We start from the raw sequence: 16,974 nt of genomic DNA on the forward strand, positions 1-16,974 counted from the left end.
GAGACGGCCTGACGCACGGATCGACGGTTCGGCACACCGGCAGACGGGAGCGGCGGCAGTGCGCAGACGGCAGTTCATCACGGCCTCGGGGGCCACCGTGATCGGTACGGGGGTCGCCGCCTGCTCCTTCGGCGGCCCGGGGGACGGCACGTCCGGATCCCCGGGCCGCTCCACCGGCTCGGCCACCCCGTTGAGCGCGGACCCGTCCGCCGTGGCCGGGTTCTTCGGCCCCCGGCTCACGGCACGCCAGGCCGGCTCGTTCGGCCTCTCCCGCGCCGGGCTGCTGCCGGGACACCACCCCGCGCTGGGCCGGCTGCTGCGGGTCCACTACCCGGCACGCTCGGCCAGCCCGGCCGTGGCGCGACAGTACGGCCGGCCCGAGGGCGGAGCCCAGATCTACCTGAAACTGGCGGACGGCCCCGTGGACCTCCTCCACCTTCGTTACTACGTGCGGTTCCCGGAGTACTTCGACTTCGTCAAGGGTGGCAAGCTGCCCGGCCTGTACGGCGGGACGGTGACGAGCGGCCGTCGTATCCCCGACGGGGCGAACGGGCTGTCCACCCGCTACATGTGGCGCGCACACGGCGCCGCCGAGGTCTACGCGTATCTGCCGACGTCGGTCGCCCACGGCACCTCGCTCGGTCGTGGCTCCTGGGACTGGCCGCTCGGCCGCTGGGTCTGCGTCGAACAGGCCGTACGCCTCAACAAGCCGGGCCACTTCGACGGAAACGTGACCGTCCACGTCGACGGGCGGCAGGTGCTGAGCCGGGGCGGGCTGGAGTTCCGTACCACCGATCGGCTCGGCATCGACGGAGTGCTCTTCTCGACCTTTTTCGGCGGCAGCGACCCGACATGGGCGACGCCGCGTTCCCAGTACGCCGACTTCGCGGCGTTCGCCGTGGCCGACCGGCCGATCGACCCGCTGCCAGGCGTCTGAACATCCCGTCCTAGGAGGGACCCCACCCATGACCATCACCCATGACACGGCTCTCGCCATCACCGGCTGGGGCGGAGCGCATGTCCGACAGGCCGTCATCCTCGCCGGAGGGCAGGCCAGCAGACTGCGCCCCTACACCGACCACATCCCCAAGGCCCTGGTGGAGGTGGCCGGACGGCCCATCTTCGAGCACCAGGCGCACTGGCTGGCGGCCGAGGGCATCGAGGAGGTGGTCATCTCCTGCGGCTACAAGGCCGACGTGCTGCGCGAGTACGTGGCCGCCAACCGGCTTCCGCTGCACGTACGGGTCGTCGTCGAGGACGAGCCGCTCGGCCGTGGCGGCGGCCTGAAGTACGCCGCCACCCGCCTCCCGTTCCCCGCGGAGCGGTGGGCCGGCCTCAACGGCGACATCCTCACCCGCTTCTCGCTGCGCGACCTGGCGCGGGCCCACGTCGAGCGGAACGCGCTCGCCACGCTGGCGGTGACGCCGCTCAAGTCGCCGTACGGGATCGTGGAGATGGCCCACTCCGACCGGGTGACGAGCTTCACCGAGGCACCGGTGCTGCCGCACTGGATCAACGCGGGGGTGTATCTGTTCGAGCCGGAGGTCACCGCGCTCCTGCCGGACCTGGGCGACCACGAGGACACCACGTTCCCCGAGCTGGCGCGGGAGGACCGGCTGTCGGCGTACCGGATCAACGGGTACTGGCGCGGCGTGGACAACGCCAAGGACCTGAAGACGGCGACGAAGGAGATCACGGGGTTCGGCTGGGTCCGGACGGTCACCGCCTAGCCGCCCCGACGGACCGTCCCGGACCGCCCCGACAACGAAAGGCTTTCCCGTGCCCGACTACTCCCACCTGGTCAAGGCCTACGACATCCGTGGCGAGGTCCCCGCACAGCTGAACTCCGACCTCGCCCGCAGGACCGGCGCCCTCTTCGTCCGGCTCACCGGCGCACCGCGGATCGTGGTCGCCCGCGACATGCGCGACAGCAGCCCGGAGCTGGCCGCCGCGTTCGCCGCGGGCGCGAACACGGTGGGGGCGGACGTCGTCGACGCCGGGCTCGGCTCGACCGACTACCTGTACTACGCCTCCGGCAGCCTCGACCTGCCCGGTGCGATGATCACCGCCAGCCACAACCCGGCCAAGGACAACGGCATCAAGCTGTGCCGTGCCGGAGCGGCGCCCATCGGCGAGAGCTCCGGGCTGGGGCGGATCCGGTCCTGGCTGGAGGCCGGCGACATTCCGGCGCCTGCGGCCCGCCCCGGCACCACCACCTCCCGGAACCTGCTCGGCGACTACGCCGCCCACCTCAACGCCCTCGTCCCCCTCAAGGGCAACCGCCGCCTGACCGCGGTCGTGGACGCTGGCAACGGCATGGCCGGCCACACCGTCCCGGCCGTCCTCGACGGCCTGCCCGTCGACGTCGACGCCCTGTACTTCGAACTCGACGGCAGCTTCCCCCACCACGAGGCCAATCCCCTGGACCCGAAGAACCTCGTCGACCTGCAGGCCCGGGTCCGCGCCGTCGGCGCCGACATCGGCCTCGCCTTCGACGGCGACGCCGACCGGTGCTTCTTCGTCGACGAGCGCGGCGAGGCGGTGTCCCCCTCGGCCGTCGTCGGCCTGGTCGCCGCCCGCGAGCTGGCCCGTCACCCCGGCTCGGCCGTCGTGCACAACGTGATCACCTCCGCGGCCGCCGTCGAGATCATCCGTGAGCTCGGCGGCACGCCGGTCCGCTCCCGGGTCGGCCACTCGTTCATGAAGGCCGCGATGGCCGAGCACGACGCGGTCTTCGGCGGCGAGCACTCCGGCCACTACTACTTCCGGGACTTCTGGCGTGCCGACACCGGGATGCTCACCGCCCTGCACGTGCTGGCCGCCCTCGGCGAGCAGGGCCGCCCGCTGTCCGAGCTCGTCGCCGGCTACTCCCGCTACGCGGCCTCCGGTGAGATCAACTCCGTGGTCGCCGACGTGCCCGGCACCCTCGACCGGGTCGAAGCCGCCTACCGCGGGGAAGGGGTCACCACCGACCGGCTGGACGGGCTGACGGTGGACCTGAGCGACGGCCGCTGGTTCAACCTGCGGCCGTCGAACACCGAGCCCCTGCTGCGGCTGAACGTCGAGGCGCCCGTCCCGGCGGCCGTCGACGCCCTGCGCGACGGGGTGCTCGCCCTCGTACGGCGCTCCTGAAGGGGCGTTACGGCTTCAGGAATTCTTCCAGCGCATCCACCACCAAGCGGTGGTCCTGGAGCTGTGGCAGGCCCGACACCGTCACCGAGCCGATCACGCCCACGTTCTCCACCGTGATCGGGAAGGAACCCCCGTGTGCCGCGTAGGCGTCCGGGTCCAGGCGGGAGGACTCCTCGAACGTCGTGCCCTTTGCCCGGAAGCGGGCTCCCACCAGGTAGGACGCGGAGCCGTAGCGCTCCACCACCCGGCGCTTGCGGGTGATCCAGGCGTCGTTGTCCGGGGTCGAGCCGGGCAGGGCCGCGTGGAAGAGCTGCTGGCCGGCGCGGTGGATGTCGATGGCTACCGGGGCCTGGCGTTCCCGTGCCATCTCCACCAGCAGGGAGCCGAGGGCCCACGCGTCGTCGTGGGTGAACCGGCGGAAGACCAGGAGGCGTTCCTGCTTCTCCAACTCCTCCACCGACGGGGTGAGTTCAGGGGTGGACCTGGGGGTGATCTGCGGGTGGTGCATCAGAGGGTCACCGTCACCTTGTCTCCCGCCGAGCGGCGGGCTGCTTCCAGTACGTCCAGGGCGGCGGCCGCCTCCAGCGCGGTCACCGGGTTGGGGCCCTCGCCCCGCAGGGCCTCGGCCACGGCCGCGTAGTACGCGGGGTAGTCGCCGGGCAGGGTCGGGACGGCACGGCCGCCGCCGGTCACCGGGGACTCCCCGGCGCCGATCCTGCCGTACAGGGACTCCGGCTCGACGCCCCATCCGGGGCCCGGGCGCTTGCCCTCGCGCAGTGCCGCCTCCTGCGGGTCCAGGCCGTACTTGACGTAACCCGTCTTCGAGCCCAGCACCCGGAAACGCGGGCCGAGTTGGGCCGCCGTCGCCGAGGCGTAGAGGTGGGAGCGGACGCCGTTGGCGTGGGTGACGGCGATGAAGGTGTCGTCGTCGGTCTCGGCGCCGGTCCGGCGGATCACCGACTCGGCGTACACCCCGGTGGCCGGGCCGAAGAGGACCAGGGCCTGGTCGACGAGATGGCTGCCGAGGTCGTAGAGGAGACCTCCGATCTCTGCCGGGTCACCGGACTCGCGCCAGCCGCCCTTGGGCTGCGGCCGCCAGCGTTCGAAGCGGGACTCGAACCGCCAGGCGTCGCCGAGTTCGCCCTCCTCGAGGAGCTTGCGGAGGGTGAGGAAGTCGTTGTCCCAGCGGCGGTTCTGGAAGACCGAGAGCAGCAGACCGCGCTCCTCGGCGAGGGCGGCCAGCTCGCGCGCCTCGGCCGCGGTGCCGGCCACCGGCTTGTCGACCACGACGGGCAGGCCCGCCTTGAGCGCGGTCGTCGCCAGCGGGACATGCGTCCTGTTCGGGGAGGCGATGACGACCAGGTCCAGGCCGTCGGCCCGGTCGAACAGCTCGTCGGGGGCGGCGACGGTCCGGACCTCGGGGAACTCGGCCTTCGCCTGCGCCTGCCGCTCGGGGTTCGAGGTGACCACCGTGTCCAGGGCGAGACCCTCGGTGGCGGCTATCAGGGGGGCGTGGAAGACGGATCCGGCGAGGCCGTAGCCGATGAGGCCGACGCGGAGGTGAGTGGCAGCTGTCATGCTTCCCACTTTCGCAACGCTGTTGCCAAAGTGCAAGTGGGAGGGAGAATGGGTGGCGTGAACAGGACGAAGAGCGGACCGGGCACGGCCGGCGCCAATCTGCTCGCCGTGCGCAGTCACAACACCGCGCTGGTGCTGGATCTGCTGCGCACGGCGGGGGCGGACGGCATCAGCCGGCTCGAACTGGCCGACCGGACCGGGCTCACCCCGCAGGCGGTCAGCAAGATCACCGCCCGGCTGCGCGAGGAGGGCCTCGCGGCAGAGGCCGGGCGGCGCGCCTCCACCGGGGGCAAGCCGGCCACCGTACTGCGGCTGGTGCCGGAGGCCGGGCACGCGGTGGGACTGCAGCTCGACCGGGACGAGCTGCGTGCCGTGCTGGTCGATCTCGACGGCACGGTCGTCGGCGAACGGCACGGCGAGCTGGACCTGGGGGCGGGGGCGGCGGCCGTACTGGGCGCGGCCGCCGAGCTGGTCGGCGAGCTGCGCGAGGAGGTGCCCGAAGAGGTCCTCGGGGTCGGGGTCGCGGCGCCCGGGCCGCTCGACCACATCCACGGTGTGCTGCACCGGGTCACCGGGTTCCCCGAATGGGACGGCTTTCCGCTGCGGGACGCGCTCGCGGAGCGGCTCGGGGTGCCGGTCGTCGTCGACAAGGACAGCAACGCGGCCGCCCTCGGACTCGCCGTCGGCGGCGAGAGCGGCTCCTTCGCCTATCTGCACCTCGGTACCGGGCTCGGCGCCGGACTGGTGATCGGCGACAGCGTGCACCGGGGGGCGCGGACCGGGGCGGGAGAGTTCGGGCACCAGGTCATCCAGCTGGACGGCCCCCCGTGTCACTGCGGCAACCGGGGCTGTATCGAGGCGCTGTGCCTGGCGGCGGTGGGCCGCGCGGACCCGGGTGAGGCGGCGCGGGTCCTGGGCGCCGGGGCCGCGAACCTGGCCGCGCTGCTCGACATCGACCTCGTGCTGCTCGGCGGCCGTACGATCGCGGCCGCCCCGGACACCTTCGTCCGCGGGGTCGCCGCCGTCCTCGACGCCCGTGCCCGGCGGGAGGGCAGCCTCGGTACGACCGTCCCGGTCCGGCTCGCCCCCGGCAGTGACCGGCGGGTCGCGGAGGGCGCGGCCCAACTGCTGCTCGCCCCGCTGTTCGGCCGCGCGGACGGCTGACGGCAGGGGCAGGCGGCTGACGGCGTTCGGCTGACGGCAGGGGGCTGATCGAGCGGTGTTGGTGCGCTCTCGCGGAGTGGCACCGGTGCGGTCCCGGCACTGCCCGGCATGATCACATGATCATGCGACTGAGCACGACCCTGTCCCTCTGCGTGGCCGCAGCCGCCGTTCTCGCCCCCGTGCCGTCGGCGACCGCCGCCCTCGCCGCTCCCGCCGTCGCCGACGCGTCCTGCGCGGGCGCCGACGAGCAGGGCTTCCCCCTCAGCACCCGAATCCACGACGGCCCCTCGTCCTACCAGGCCGGCGGCGGTTACGGCACCTGGTACCTCGACCTCACCAACACCACCGGCCGCACCTGCACCGACATCCACCCGGTCGTCGTCCTCGTCGACGACAAACGGGTCCTCAAGCCGTCCCAGACCGAGCTGGAGTTCTACGACGGCCCGCGCACCCGCCCGGTCAAGCTGACGGAGACCGACGAGTCCGAGTTGGTCGGCGTGTTCGACGCGGACGGCTTCCCGGGGCTCACCGTGGCGCCCGGGGCGACCGTCTCGGTCAAGGTCAGACTCGCCGTCGCCTCCGACGCCGTACCGAACGCGGTCACGGCCAACGCGGCCGCCGTGCAGCGGCGGGGCGACGACGGAGACTGGGTGGGGGAGTCGAACGACTACCGCTTCGGCATCGGCGGCGAACCGCCGCCCGCGAGCGTCGCCCCCGCCGTGCCCTCCATCGGTACGGAGGTCGGTCCGCAGACCTCCCCGGACAGCAGCCCGGACGCCAGCCCCGGCATCAGCCCCCACGCAAGCCCGGGGGCCACCCCTGAGGGCACCACCCCTGAGGGCACCCCCAGCGCGTCCCCGAGCGGTGCCCTGACCTTCGCCGAGGAGGCCGGGGAACGCGCCCGTGAACTGGCCGGCACCGGCCTCGGCGTGGCCCACGGGCTGCTCGCGGCCACCGTCGCCCTGCTCGCCGTGGGAGGAAGCGTGTTCCTGCTGGCCCGCAGGCGACGGTGAGCATGTCCGAAGACCCGTTTCGGAAGTGGAAGGCGCCGTCTGCGACCATCCCTGCGTGGACTACCCGAACGACCAGGCCCCCGGCGCCCCCGTCCGCTCCGGCATCCCGGAGCACGGCCGCATCCCGAAGTACTACGCGGTGAAGGCGCGGATCGATCATCTCGTCGGCGATCTGGGGGAGGGCAGTGTCATCCCCACCGAACGCGATCTCTCGGAGGAGTACGGGGTCGCCCGCGAGACCGTCCGGCAGGCGCTGCGCGAGCTGGTCCTCGAGGGCAAGCTGCGCCGGCAGGGGCGTGGCACGGTCGTCGCCGGGCCCAAGCTGGAGCAGCCGCTCTCCCTCGCCAGCTACACCGAGGGCGTACGACGGCAGGGGCGCACCCCCGGCCGTGGCCTGGTCACCCTCGACCGCTTCCCCTGTCCGGCCGCCCTCGCCACCGAGACCGGCCTCGAACGCGGCGAGCCCGTCTGGCACCTGGAGCGGGTGCTGCTCGCCGACGACGAGCGGGTCGGCCTGGAGAGCACCTATGTCGCCGTGGCCCGGGTTCCGCACCTCGACACCGACTTCCACCCCGACTCCTCCTTCTACGGCTATCTGCACGAGAAGGGCATCGCCTTCGGGGACGCCGACGAGCGCATCGAGACCGTGCTGGCCACCCCGCGCGAGGCCCTCCTCATCGGCACCCCGCCGGCCCTGCCGATGCTGCTGATCCACCGGGTGTCGCGGGACACCGAGGGGCGGCCGCTGGAGCGGGTGCGGTCGCTGTACCGGGGGGACCGGTTCTCGTTCACGGCCCATCTGCGCGGCTGAAGCGGCTGAGGCGCCGGAGAAATGCCGGTTTCGACCACCTCTGGATATCACGAAAAGATAACGGGTCTAGCCCAAACGTGATGACCAGTTCACGCTCTCGTTGTCAGCCGGACCCTTCCGGTTCCCAAGTCGCGAGGAGCGTGGCGGTCGTGAGAGTGACAGTCGTTGGAGCAGGCGTGGTGGGCACCATGCACGCCTGGCAGGCAGTGGAACGCGGCCACGAGGTCGTGCAGATCGAGCGCGAGGCCGAGGCCCGCGGTGCCTCGCTGCGCAACTTCGGGCAGATCTGGGTGAGCGGGCGCGCGGGCGGAGAGGAGCTCGAAACCGCCCTGCGGGCCCGGGAGCTGTGGGAGGAGATCGGCGGCCGGGTGCCGGCGCTCGGCTTCCGCGCCAACGGGTCGCTGACCCCGGTACGGGGCGCGTACGAACTCGCCGTCGCCGAGGCCGCCGTGGCCCGTGAGGACGCGGCCGCCCGCGGCCACAAGCTGCTCACGCCCGCCGAGGCCCGCGCCCTGAACCCCGCCCTGCGCGGGGCCTTCGACGCCGCCCTCTACTGCGAGCGCGACGCGGCCGTCGAGCCCCGCACCGCCCAGCTCGCCCTCCGCGCCGAGCTGCTGAAGTCCCCGGACTACACCTTCCTGCCGGGCCGTGAGGTCCGCGAGGTGACCGGCCCCGGGACGGTCCGCGACGACCACGGCGACGTCCACCACGCCGACGTCGTCGTCCTGTGCACCGGCGCCTGGCTCGGCGGCCTGGTCCGTGAGCTGGCCGGACCCGACCTGCCCGTGCGCCGGGTCCGCCTCCAGATGATGCAGACCGACCCGCTGGGCGAACCCCTCCCCACCTCGGTCGCGGACGCCGACAGCTTCCGCTACTACCCGGCGTACGCCTCCCCGGCCCTTGACGCCCTCAACGCCGAGCGGCCGCAGCAGCCCACGGCACGGGAACACCGGATGCAGCTGCTCATGGTGCAGCGCGCCGACGGCGGACTGACCATCGGCGACACCCACGAGTACGAGCACCCCTTCGCCTTCGACACCGTCGAGGAGCCCTACGAGCACCTCACCGGCGTGGTCGAGTCCCTCCTCGGCCGGCCGCTGCCGCGCGTCCGGCACCGCTGGGCCGGGGTGTACGCGCAGTGCACCGACACGACCCGGGTCGTGCACCGGCAGCAGGTCGGGGACGGGGTGTGGCTGGTCACCGGGCCGGGCGGGCGCGGTATGACCTGCTCGCCCGCGATAGCCGAGACAACCGCGAACGAACTGGGCTGGTGAGAGAGATGACCTCCATGACCGACGACATCCGGCTCGTCGTGCTCGACATGGCCGGTACGACCGTCGCGGACGGCGGGCTCGTCGAGCAGGCGTTCACGGCGGCGGCCCGCCACCTGGGCGCGGACCCCGACCAGATGATCGACCACGTCCGCGCCACCATGGGCGAGTCCAAGATCTCCGTCTTCCGGCATCTGTTCGGGGACGAGAGCAAGGCCCAGGAGGCCAACCGGGCCTTCGAGGCGGCGTACGCCGAACTCGTCGACGGCGGCAGGGTGCACGCCCTGCCCGGCGCGCGCGAGACCATCGAGAAGCTCCAGTCGGACGGCCGTACCGTCGTCCTCACCACCGGGTTCGCCCGCGCCACCCAGGACGCGATCCTCGCCGCCCTCGGCTGGCAGGGCCTGGTGCCGCTCACCCTGTGCCCCGCCGACGCAGGGGGCCGGGGGCGGCCGTACCCCGACATGGTCCTCACCGCGCTGCTGCGCACGGCCGCCGCGGACGGCGTCCGTCAGGTCGCCGTCGTCGGTGACACCTCCTACGACATGCTCACCGGCGTCCGCGCCGGCGCGGGCCTGGTCGCCGGGGTGCTGACCGGGGCGCACGACGCGGACGCGCTGCGGGCGGCCGGGGCGACCCATGTGCTGGACTCGGTCGCGCAGTTGCCGGGAGTGCTCGCATGACCAGCGGCATCCGCTTCGACTCCGTCACGGTCGCCTACGACGGGAACGTCGTCCTCGACTCCCTCGACCTCACCGTCGGGCCCGGCGAGGTGATGGCCCTGCTCGGGCCGTCCGGCTCCGGCAAGACCACCGCGCTGCGGGCGGTCGCCGGGTTCGTACGGCCCGTCTCCGGGCGGGTGTTCCTCGGCGACCGGGACGTCACCGACCTGCCGCCGTACCGGCGGGGGATCGGGATGGTCGTCCAGCAGTACGCGCTGTTCCCGCACATGCGGGTCGCCGACAACGTGGCCTTCGGGCTCAGGGCCCGCCGGGTGGGGAGGAGCGAGGTCCGCGAGCGGGTCGCCGAGGCGCTGGAGATGACCGGCATGGCGGCCTGTGCGCGGCGGTATCCGCGGGAGCTGTCCGGCGGTCAGCAGCAGCGGGTCGCCATCGCGCGGGCGCTCGCCATCCGGCCGCAGGTGCTGCTCCTCGACGAGCCGCTGTCCGCGCTCGACGCGCAGCTGCGCTCCGGGATGCTCGCCGAACTGGCCCGGCTGCACCGCGAGTTGCCCGACGTCTCGATCCTCTACGTCACCCATGACCAGGTCGAGGCGCTCACCCTCGCCGACCGGATCGCGGTGATGGACAAGGCGAGGCTGCGGGCGTGCGGGACGCCGACCGAGCTGTACCGGGCGCCTGCCGACGAGTTCACGGCGTCGTTCGTCGGCGGGGCGAACTTGTTGCCGGTGACCGTGGGGTCGGGGGGAGTGGACTTCGCGGGGGCCGCGGTCAAGGTCGAGACGGGGGGTGCGGTTTCGGGGGCGCGGGCCACGTTGTGTGTGCGGCCGCATCTGGTGGGGCTGGGCCAGGGGCCCAACCAGCTCGCCGGTGTCGTGAGGGAGATCCAGTGGCGGGGGGCCACGCATCGGCTGTATGTCGAGGTGGGCGGGCATGTGGTGATGGCCGACCTGCGGGAGTTGCGGGATCCGCCGGGGTTCGGGGACGAGGTGGCGTTGCATTTCGCCGCGGACGATGCGGTTCTGCTGCCCGCGGGGGTTGGCCATGACTGAGGTCGTACGTCGGCCGCGGGTGGTTCGCGGCTGGTCGCGCCCACGCGGCGGTAGCCGCACATCGAGTACAGCCCCGTGCCCCTTTCGGGGCGCGCTGCTCCTGCCGCCGGTTGCCTTGCTCGCCCTCTTCTTCCTTTACCCGCTCGCCCTCGTCGTCCAGCAGTCCGTGCACCCCGACACCGGGGGCACGTCCTTCCAGCCGTACGCCGATGTGTTCGCCTCGGAGTCGTTCCGCAACGCTCTCTGGACCACTGTCTGGATCGCCGTCTCCTCCACCGTCGGCTGTATGGTCCTCGGCTTCGTGCTCGCGTCGATCATTGCTTTCGTGCCCTTCCCGGGTGCCAAGGCGGTCGCCCGGTTCATCGACGTCTATCTCTCCTTCCCCTCCTTCCTCATCACCCTCGCCCTGCTCTTCATCTACGGCACGACCGGGATCATCGGGTCCTTCCAGTTCCTGACCACCCCCTGGGGGGTGCTGCTGGCCGAGGTCACCTACTTCACGCCGTTCGTGATGCGGCCGCTGCTCGCCGCCTTCTCGCAGCTCGACACGGCGCAGCTGGAGGCGGCGTCGAGCCTGGGGGCGCGGGCGCCCCGGATCGTGCGGCAGGTGATCCTCCCCGAGGCGCTGCCCGCCCTCGCGGCCGGCGGGAGCCTGGTGCTGGTGCTGTGCCTCAACGAGTTCGGGATCGTGCTGTTCACCGGCGCCAAGGGGGTCACCACCCTCCCGATGCTCGTCTACAGCAAGGCGATCCTGGAGTCCGACTACCCGGGCGCCTGTGTCGTCGCCGTCGTCAACGTCCTGATCTCCGTGGGTCTCTACGGCCTCTACCGGGTGGTGAGCCGTCGTGCTGGTGCATAGCCGCAAGGCCAGGTGGGCGGTGTGGGCGGTGTTCCTCGTCCTCTTCCTGCCGCTCTTCGCCCTCCCTCTGCTCGTCGTTCTCGGCGCCTCGTTCGCCACCCACTGGTCCGGCGTCCTGCCCTCGGGGATGACCGTCGGCAACTTCCGTTCCGCCACCCGCGGTGACGCCCTCCAGGCGCTCACCACCAGCCTCGTCACGGCCGTCACCGCGAGTCTGCTCGCGCTGGCCGTCGGCACCTGGGCCGCGCTCGCCGCCCATGCCCTCGGCAGGCGCCGAAAGGCCCTGGTCGACGCCCTGTTCGTGCTGCCGGTCGCCGTGCCGTCGGTCGTGGTCGGGCTGTCGCTGCTGGTGGCCTTCTCCAAGCCCCCGATGCTGCTCAACGGCACCCGGTGGATCGTGATCCTCGCCCACACCGTGCTGGTGACCGCCTTCGCCCACCAGTCGGTGTCGGCCGCCATCACCCGTCTCGACCCGGCGTACGAGCAGGCCGCCGCCTCCCTGGGCGCCCGCCCCGCCTACGTGCTCTGGCGCGTGCGGCTCCCCCTCCTCCTGCCCTCCCTCACCGCGGCCGCGGGGCTCTGCTTCGCCCTCTCCATGGGCGAGCTGAGCGCCACGATGATGCTCTATCCGCCCGACTGGACCCCGCTTCCCGTCCTGATCTACTCGGCCACCGACCGAGGCGCCCTGTTCGCCGGCTCCGCCGTCGCGGTGGTCCTGATGACGGCGACCCTCATCGCCCTGTTCGCCGTCTCCCGCGTCCGCAACCGAGCTTCGTACCGCTGATCCAAAGCCCTTACCCACGCAAGGAGTTAGCCTCGCCATGCCCAGAAACACACTCAAGATCGCCGTAGCCGTCTCCCTCCTCGCCACCCCGCTGCTCTCCGCCTGCGGCGGCTCCTCGGCCGCCTCCGACGAGAAGGTCGTCACCGTCTACAGCGCCGACGGCCTCAAGGGCGAGAACAACGACGGCTGGTACGACAAGGTCTTCGCCGACTTCCAGAAGCAGACCGGTATCAAGGTCAAGTACGTCGAGGGCGGCTCCGGCGAGGTGGTGCAGCGCGCCCTGAGGGAGAAGAGCAACACGCAGGCCGACGTCCTGGTCACCCTCCCGCCGTTCGTCCAGCAGGCCGACAGCAAGGGCCTGCTGCAGAAGTACGAGCCGAAGGACTCGGCGCAGGTCAGCGGTGCCGACAAGGCCGCCGACGGCACCTGGACCTCCGTCGTCAACAACTACTTCGGCTTCGTCTACGACAAGAAGGAGCTGAAGCAGGCCCCGACCACCTGGGAGGAGCTGCTCGACGGCACGTACAAGAACAAGCTGCAGTACTCCACGCCCGGTGTCGCCGGTGACGGAACCGCCGTACTGATCAAGGCGATCCACGACTTCGGTGGAAAGCAGCAGGCGCTGGACTACCTGAAGAAGCTCCAGGCCAACAACGTGGGCCCGTCCTCCTCCACCGGCAAGCTCGCCCCCAAGGTCGACAAGGGCGAACTGCTGGTCGCCAACGGCGACGTCCAGATGAACTACGCCCAGTCCAAGACCATGCCCGACCTCGGCATCTGGTTCCCGGCGGCCAAGGGCGGCAAGCCCACCACCTTCGCGCTGCCCTACGCGGCCGGCCTGCTCACGGGCGCCCCGCACACCGAGAACGGCAAGAAGCTCCTCGACTTCATGCTCGCGCAGAAGCAGCAGCAGGAGGTCAGCTCGGTCGGCGGCGGCTTCAGCGTCCGTACCGACGTCAAGGCCGTCGACGCCAACGCCATCGCGCTGACCAAGCTGATGGACGGCGTCGACATCTTCACGCCGGACTGGAAAGACATCGACAAGAACCTCACGTCGTACGTCGACGACTGGAAGTCCGCCACCGGCAGCTGACCCGCATCGGCGGGGTCGCGTTCACGCAGTCCTGACTAGGCTGGGGGCGTCGGTACGCCGTGGTTCCGGCGCCCCCAGCTCACGTATGACCGCATGTACGCCATCCGCACGCCAGGAGACGCACCACATGGCAGACCGCAAGCCCATCGAGTCATGGCTCACCGACATGGACGGCGTCCTCATCCACGAGGGCGTCCCGATCCCCGGAGCGGACGCCTTCATGAAGAAGCTGCGGGACTCCGAGAAGCCCTTCCTGGTCCTCACCAACAACTCCATCTACACCGCCCGCGACCTGCACGCGCGGCTGCGCCGGATGGGCCTGGACGTGCCGGTGGACAACATCTGGACCTCCGCCCTGGCCACCGCCCAGTTCCTTGACGACCAGCGGCCCGGCGGCAGCGCCTATGTCATCGGCGAGGCCGGCCTGACCACCGCGCTGCACGACATCGGGTACATCCTCACCGACCACGAACCCGACTTCGTGATCCTCGGCGAGACCCGCACCTACTCGTTCGAGGCGCTCACCAAGGCCGTGCGCCTGATCAACAACGGCGCCCGGTTCATCGCCACCAACCCCGACAACGTCGGCCCGTCCGCCGAGGGCGACCTGCCCGCCACCGGCTCGGTCGCCGCGCTGATCACCGCAGCGACCGGCAAGGAGCCGTACTTCGTCGGCAAGCCCAACCCGCTGATGATGCGGGCGGGGCTCAACGCGATCGGCGCCCACTCGGAGACCTCCGCGATGATCGGCGACCGGATGGACACCGACGTCCTCGCGGGCCTGGAGGCCGGGATGCGCACCTTCCTGGTGCTGTCCGGCGTCACCCAGCCGGACGACGTCGACCGCTATCCGTTCCGTCCTTCCGAGGTCGTGAACTCGATCGCGGACCTCGTCGACCGGGTCTGACCGGACCGGCACCAAACCTGTCCTCACCCGTACGGAGCAATACGGCGCCCCCCGAGGATGCGGGGGCGCCCGGTGCGGGGGAGCCTCCAGATATCTGGAGGTTCACGATGGGCTCTCTTCGCCTCACTCTCTGTACCGGATTCCTGGCCTGTGCCGCCGGTCTCTCCCCGGCGGCCGCCCATGCGGCGGACGGCCAGGGAGTCACCGTGACCCCGGCCTCCCCGGCCCCGGGCTCCGTCGTGGCGCTGCGGGCGAGCGGCTGTTCCGGTACGACCGGCGCCGCCTCCTCGGCGGCCTTCGTCGCGGACGCACGCCTCAGCGGCTACGACGGCACCCTGACCGGCGAGAGCCAGGTCCGCTCCACGATCGGCCCCGGCACCTACGCGGTGAAGGTCACCTGCGCCGGCGCTGTCGTCAGCGGCAGCGTCACCGTCGTAGGACAGTCGTCCCAGGCGCAGGCCGGGCAGTCGGACGGATCCGCCGTCCTGCCGGCCACGCCGATGGCGCCTGTGCACGCGGGCGGCGGCGGTACCGCTCCGTTCGCCTCCGTGGACCCCCGTTCGACCGGCCCCGACACCGCGCAGGCGGTCACCGGTCTCGTTCTCGCCGGGTTCGCCGCGGCCGCCGTCGGGCTGCTGGGCGCCCGACGGAGCCGGGGCTCACGCTGAGGAGACGGCACGACAATGTCCGACGACACCGAACGATCCGCCGGCACCGGACGGCTGCTGACCGGCGTGGCCTGGGCGATCCTGCTGCTCGGGCTGTGGCTGTGGGGCCGCGGGGTGACCGAGGTACCCGACGGCATATCCGGCCCCACCACGGGCGACGTGGCCGCCGTCGGCCGCCCGGCGGGCGCCGAACTGCCGCCCCCCGCCAAGCCGCTGGGCTCGGCCACGCCCGAGCGCATCGACATCCCGGAGCTGGGTGTGCAGGCCCCCGTGGTCGCGCGCGGCCTGGACGGGCAGGGCGGGATCGACCCACCGCCCTTCGACCAGCCCGGTGTGGTCGGCTGGTACGGCTCCGGGACCCGGCCCGGGGCGGCCGGCACCGCGCTCCTGGTCGGGCACGTCGACACCGAGACCCGGCCCGCGGTCTTCTACAAGATCAGCGCCCTGCGCCCCGGCGAGACGATCCGCGTGGTCCGCGCCGACGGCACGGTCGCCGAGTTCACCATCGACGACGTACGGGTCCTGCCCCGCGACCACTTCGACGCCCAAGCGGCCTACGGCACCCGTGAATCGGGCCGCGCCGAACTCCGGCTGATCACCTGCGGCGGCACCTTCGACCGGACGACCCACAGCTACACGGCGAACGTGGTCGTCTCCGCGTACCTCACCGGGACCGCCGTATAGAGCCGTGACGGCGCCCTGCCGGGCGCGCCAAGCCTGCCGTCCGCCCGTCAACCCGGGCTGTAACAGCTCACCGACAAGGCTGGGCGATCTCGTGATGAGTGCGGTGGGTATGTCACGATTGGGGCCTGGCCAAGTGCACCCAGGGGGGAATTGGATGTACGACAGCAGGGGGGCCCGGCCGCCGGCCTGGGCGTGGGCACTGGGAGCGGCGCTGCTGCTCGCCGGCTGCTCCTCGGGCGGAGGCGGCGACGACCGGCCGGACACCGCGGATCCGGGTGCGACGATCACCCAACAGCCCAAGGAGGCGGACCCGTTCTGGGTGAACCCCGACTCCAACGCGGCCCGCCAGGTGAAGGCCTACGCGAAGGCAGGCAAGGACACCGACGCCGAACAGATCCGCAAGATCGCGGAACAGCCGACCGGGGAGTGGATCGGCCCGGAGAACCCGGAGCAGGAGGCGCGCGGCTTCACCGAGGCCGCGCAGAAGTCCGACCGCACGGCCCTGTTGGTCCTCTACAACATCCCGCACCGCGACTGCGACCAGTACAGCCAGGGCGGCGCGGCCGACGGCGACGCGTACCGGGCGTGGATCGACGGTGTCGCCCGGGGCATCCAGGACCGCTCCGCCACGGTGATCCTGGAACCGGACGCCGTACTGCACCTCGTCGACGGCTGCACCCAGGCCCGGTTCGCCGAGGAACGCTATGACCTGCTGCGCGACGCGATCACCAAGCTCAAGTCACTGAAGAACACAAAGGTCTACCTGGACGCCGGTAACGCCGGCTGGGGCCACCCCGACCAGATCTACCAGCCCCTCGAACAGGCGGGCATCACCGACGCGGACGGTTTCGCGGTCAACGTCTCCAACTTCTACTCCACCCAGGACTCCATCGCCTACGGCAAGCAGCTCTCGCAGAAGGTCGGCGGCAAACACTTCGTCATCGACACGAGCAGGAACGGCAACGGCCCCTACGCGGGCGGCAACCCGAACGAACGGTGGTGCAACCCACCGGGCCGGGCCCTGGGGGAAACACCGACCACGAAGACGGCCGACCCCTTGGCCGACGCCTACCTGTGGGTCAAACGCCCGGGCGAATCGGACGGCACCTGCAAGGGCGGCCCCCAGGCAGGCAATTGGTGGCCGACCTACGCCTTGAAGCTGGCGCAGGCATCGACCCCCTAGGGGCGCGGGGCGCTGTCAACATGCGGCTCCGCCGCGTGGGCGCGACCAGCCGAAGCGCTCCCGCACCCGAAGTCCGGGCCGCGGGAGCGCCACGG

18 protein-coding genes are annotated in these 16,974 nt (G+C 71.9%); 16 read left to right on the forward strand and 2 right to left on the reverse strand.

Going from position 1 to position 16,974, the window contains the following annotated elements; genetic code table 11:
- The first annotated feature begins 58 nt into the window (after positions 1-58).
- The 3 genes from ABTY98_RS13160 to ABTY98_RS13170 are packed head-to-tail and all read left to right on the forward strand — an operon-like array spanning position 59 to position 3,132.
- Positions 59-937 (forward strand): polysaccharide lyase, encoded by an 879-nt coding sequence (locus tag ABTY98_RS13160; RefSeq protein WP_352220970.1) that lies wholly within the window; start codon positions 59-61, stop codon positions 935-937.
- A gap of 28 nt (positions 938-965) precedes the next feature.
- Positions 966-1,730, forward strand: coding sequence for a nucleotidyltransferase family protein (locus tag ABTY98_RS13165; protein WP_352220971.1), 765 nt, complete (start codon positions 966-968; stop codon positions 1,728-1,730).
- A 49-nt stretch (positions 1,731-1,779) separates the two neighbouring features.
- The gene (locus ABTY98_RS13170) at positions 1,780-3,132 is read left to right on the forward strand and encodes a phosphomannomutase/phosphoglucomutase (RefSeq protein ID WP_352220972.1); all 1,353 of its coding nucleotides are present in this window, start codon (positions 1,780-1,782) and stop codon (positions 3,130-3,132) included.
- Between the two features lie 7 nt (positions 3,133-3,139).
- Here the strand turns inward: ABTY98_RS13170 and ABTY98_RS13175 are convergent, their stop codons facing one another.
- Together ABTY98_RS13175 and ABTY98_RS13180 are read right to left on the reverse strand one after the other, a co-directional pair.
- The gene (locus ABTY98_RS13175) at positions 3,140-3,640 is read right to left on the reverse strand and encodes a heme-degrading domain-containing protein (protein ID WP_352220973.1); all 501 of its coding nucleotides are present in this window, start codon (positions 3,638-3,640) and stop codon (positions 3,140-3,142) included.
- On the reverse strand, positions 3,640-4,710 hold the full coding sequence (locus ABTY98_RS13180; RefSeq protein WP_352220974.1) for a Gfo/Idh/MocA family protein: 1,071 nt from the start codon (positions 4,708-4,710) through the stop codon (positions 3,640-3,642). Before ABTY98_RS13180 ends, ABTY98_RS13175 begins: the two co-directional genes overlap by 1 nt.
- 48 nt (positions 4,711-4,758) lie before the next feature.
- Between ABTY98_RS13180 and ABTY98_RS13185 the strand changes: the two genes are divergently transcribed.
- The 13 genes from ABTY98_RS13185 (at position 4,759) to ABTY98_RS13245 (ending at position 16,879) form a co-directional block, all read left to right on the forward strand.
- Positions 4,759-5,874: an ROK family transcriptional regulator gene (locus ABTY98_RS13185; RefSeq protein WP_352220975.1), complete on the forward strand. Its 1,116-nt coding sequence runs from the start codon at positions 4,759-4,761 to the stop codon at positions 5,872-5,874.
- A 122-nt stretch (positions 5,875-5,996) separates the two neighbouring features.
- Positions 5,997-6,887, forward strand: coding sequence for a hypothetical protein (locus tag ABTY98_RS13190; protein WP_502994212.1), 891 nt, complete (start codon positions 5,997-5,999; stop codon positions 6,885-6,887).
- 55 nt (positions 6,888-6,942) lie between these two features.
- On the forward strand, positions 6,943-7,698 hold the full coding sequence (locus tag ABTY98_RS13195; RefSeq protein WP_352220977.1) for a GntR family transcriptional regulator: 756 nt from the start codon (positions 6,943-6,945) through the stop codon (positions 7,696-7,698).
- Positions 7,699-7,847: 149 nt separating this feature from the next.
- Positions 7,848-8,972: a TIGR03364 family FAD-dependent oxidoreductase gene (locus ABTY98_RS13200; protein ID WP_352220978.1), complete on the forward strand. Its 1,125-nt coding sequence runs from the start codon at positions 7,848-7,850 to the stop codon at positions 8,970-8,972.
- Positions 8,973-8,977: 5 nt separating this feature from the next.
- Positions 8,978-9,652, forward strand: coding sequence for a phosphonatase-like hydrolase (locus tag ABTY98_RS13205; protein WP_352220979.1), 675 nt, complete (start codon positions 8,978-8,980; stop codon positions 9,650-9,652).
- On the forward strand, positions 9,649-10,701 hold the full coding sequence (locus ABTY98_RS13210) for an ABC transporter ATP-binding protein (protein ID WP_352220980.1): 1,053 nt from the start codon (positions 9,649-9,651) through the stop codon (positions 10,699-10,701). The genes ABTY98_RS13205 and ABTY98_RS13210 overlap by 4 nt, the downstream gene beginning before the upstream one ends.
- A complete protein-coding gene (locus tag ABTY98_RS13215) occupies positions 10,694-11,560 on the forward strand; it encodes a 2-aminoethylphosphonate ABC transporter permease subunit (RefSeq protein ID WP_352220981.1) in 867 nt (288 codons plus the stop codon). The genes ABTY98_RS13210 and ABTY98_RS13215 overlap by 8 nt, the downstream gene beginning before the upstream one ends.
- Positions 11,547-12,344, forward strand: a complete 798-nt coding sequence (locus tag ABTY98_RS13220; RefSeq protein WP_352220982.1) for an ABC transporter permease — start codon at positions 11,547-11,549, stop codon at positions 12,342-12,344. The genes ABTY98_RS13215 and ABTY98_RS13220 overlap by 14 nt, the downstream gene beginning before the upstream one ends.
- Positions 12,345-12,381: 37 nt before the next feature.
- Positions 12,382-13,437: a 2-aminoethylphosphonate ABC transporter substrate-binding protein gene (locus ABTY98_RS13225; RefSeq protein WP_352220983.1), complete on the forward strand. Its 1,056-nt coding sequence runs from the start codon at positions 12,382-12,384 to the stop codon at positions 13,435-13,437.
- 127 nt (positions 13,438-13,564) lie between these two features.
- Entirely contained in the window at positions 13,565-14,344 is a 780-nt protein-coding gene (locus ABTY98_RS13230) for an HAD-IIA family hydrolase (RefSeq protein ID WP_352220984.1), read from the forward strand.
- A 107-nt stretch (positions 14,345-14,451) separates the two neighbouring features.
- On the forward strand, positions 14,452-15,012 hold the full coding sequence (locus ABTY98_RS13235) for a hypothetical protein (protein WP_352220985.1): 561 nt from the start codon (positions 14,452-14,454) through the stop codon (positions 15,010-15,012).
- A 15-nt stretch (positions 15,013-15,027) separates the two neighbouring features.
- On the forward strand, positions 15,028-15,696 hold the full coding sequence (locus ABTY98_RS13240; RefSeq protein ID WP_352220986.1) for a class F sortase: 669 nt from the start codon (positions 15,028-15,030) through the stop codon (positions 15,694-15,696).
- A gap of 154 nt (positions 15,697-15,850) precedes the next feature.
- The gene (locus ABTY98_RS13245) at positions 15,851-16,879 is read left to right on the forward strand and encodes a glycoside hydrolase family 6 protein (RefSeq protein ID WP_352220987.1); all 1,029 of its coding nucleotides are present in this window, start codon (positions 15,851-15,853) and stop codon (positions 16,877-16,879) included.
- Positions 16,880-16,974: the final 95 nt, after the last annotated feature.

Origin of the sequence: Streptomyces sp. NPDC096040, from assembly GCF_040303265.1 — a bacterium.
Classification (GTDB): domain Bacteria; phylum Actinomycetota; class Actinomycetes; order Streptomycetales; family Streptomycetaceae; genus Streptomyces.

What these genes read in the sequence shown, in the direction of transcription:
- ABTY98_RS13165 (WP_352220971.1), top strand. Translation starts at nt 966, where the DNA reads ATGACCATCACCCATGACACGGCTCTCGCCATCACCGGCTGGGGCGGA.
- ABTY98_RS13175 (WP_352220973.1), bottom strand. Translation starts at nt 3,640, where the DNA reads ATGCACCACCCGCAGATCACCCCCAGGTCCACCCCTGAACTCACCCCG.
- ABTY98_RS13180 (WP_352220974.1), bottom strand. Translation starts at nt 4,710, where the DNA reads ATGACAGCTGCCACTCACCTCCGCGTCGGCCTCATCGGCTACGGCCTC.
- ABTY98_RS13185 (WP_352220975.1), top strand. Translation starts at nt 4,759, where the DNA reads ATGGGTGGCGTGAACAGGACGAAGAGCGGACCGGGCACGGCCGGCGCC.
- ABTY98_RS13190 (WP_502994212.1), top strand. Translation starts at nt 5,997, where the DNA reads ATGCGACTGAGCACGACCCTGTCCCTCTGCGTGGCCGCAGCCGCCGTT.
- ABTY98_RS13205 (WP_352220979.1), top strand. Translation starts at nt 8,978, where the DNA reads ATGACCTCCATGACCGACGACATCCGGCTCGTCGTGCTCGACATGGCC.
- ABTY98_RS13210 (WP_352220980.1), top strand. Translation starts at nt 9,649, where the DNA reads ATGACCAGCGGCATCCGCTTCGACTCCGTCACGGTCGCCTACGACGGG.
- ABTY98_RS13215 (WP_352220981.1), top strand. Translation starts at nt 10,694, where the DNA reads ATGACTGAGGTCGTACGTCGGCCGCGGGTGGTTCGCGGCTGGTCGCGC.
- ABTY98_RS13225 (WP_352220983.1), top strand. Translation starts at nt 12,382, where the DNA reads ATGCCCAGAAACACACTCAAGATCGCCGTAGCCGTCTCCCTCCTCGCC.
- ABTY98_RS13230 (WP_352220984.1), top strand. Translation starts at nt 13,565, where the DNA reads ATGGCAGACCGCAAGCCCATCGAGTCATGGCTCACCGACATGGACGGC.
- ABTY98_RS13235 (WP_352220985.1), top strand. Translation starts at nt 14,452, where the DNA reads ATGGGCTCTCTTCGCCTCACTCTCTGTACCGGATTCCTGGCCTGTGCC.
- ABTY98_RS13240 (WP_352220986.1), top strand. Translation starts at nt 15,028, where the DNA reads ATGTCCGACGACACCGAACGATCCGCCGGCACCGGACGGCTGCTGACC.
- ABTY98_RS13245 (WP_352220987.1), top strand. Translation starts at nt 15,851, where the DNA reads ATGTACGACAGCAGGGGGGCCCGGCCGCCGGCCTGGGCGTGGGCACTG.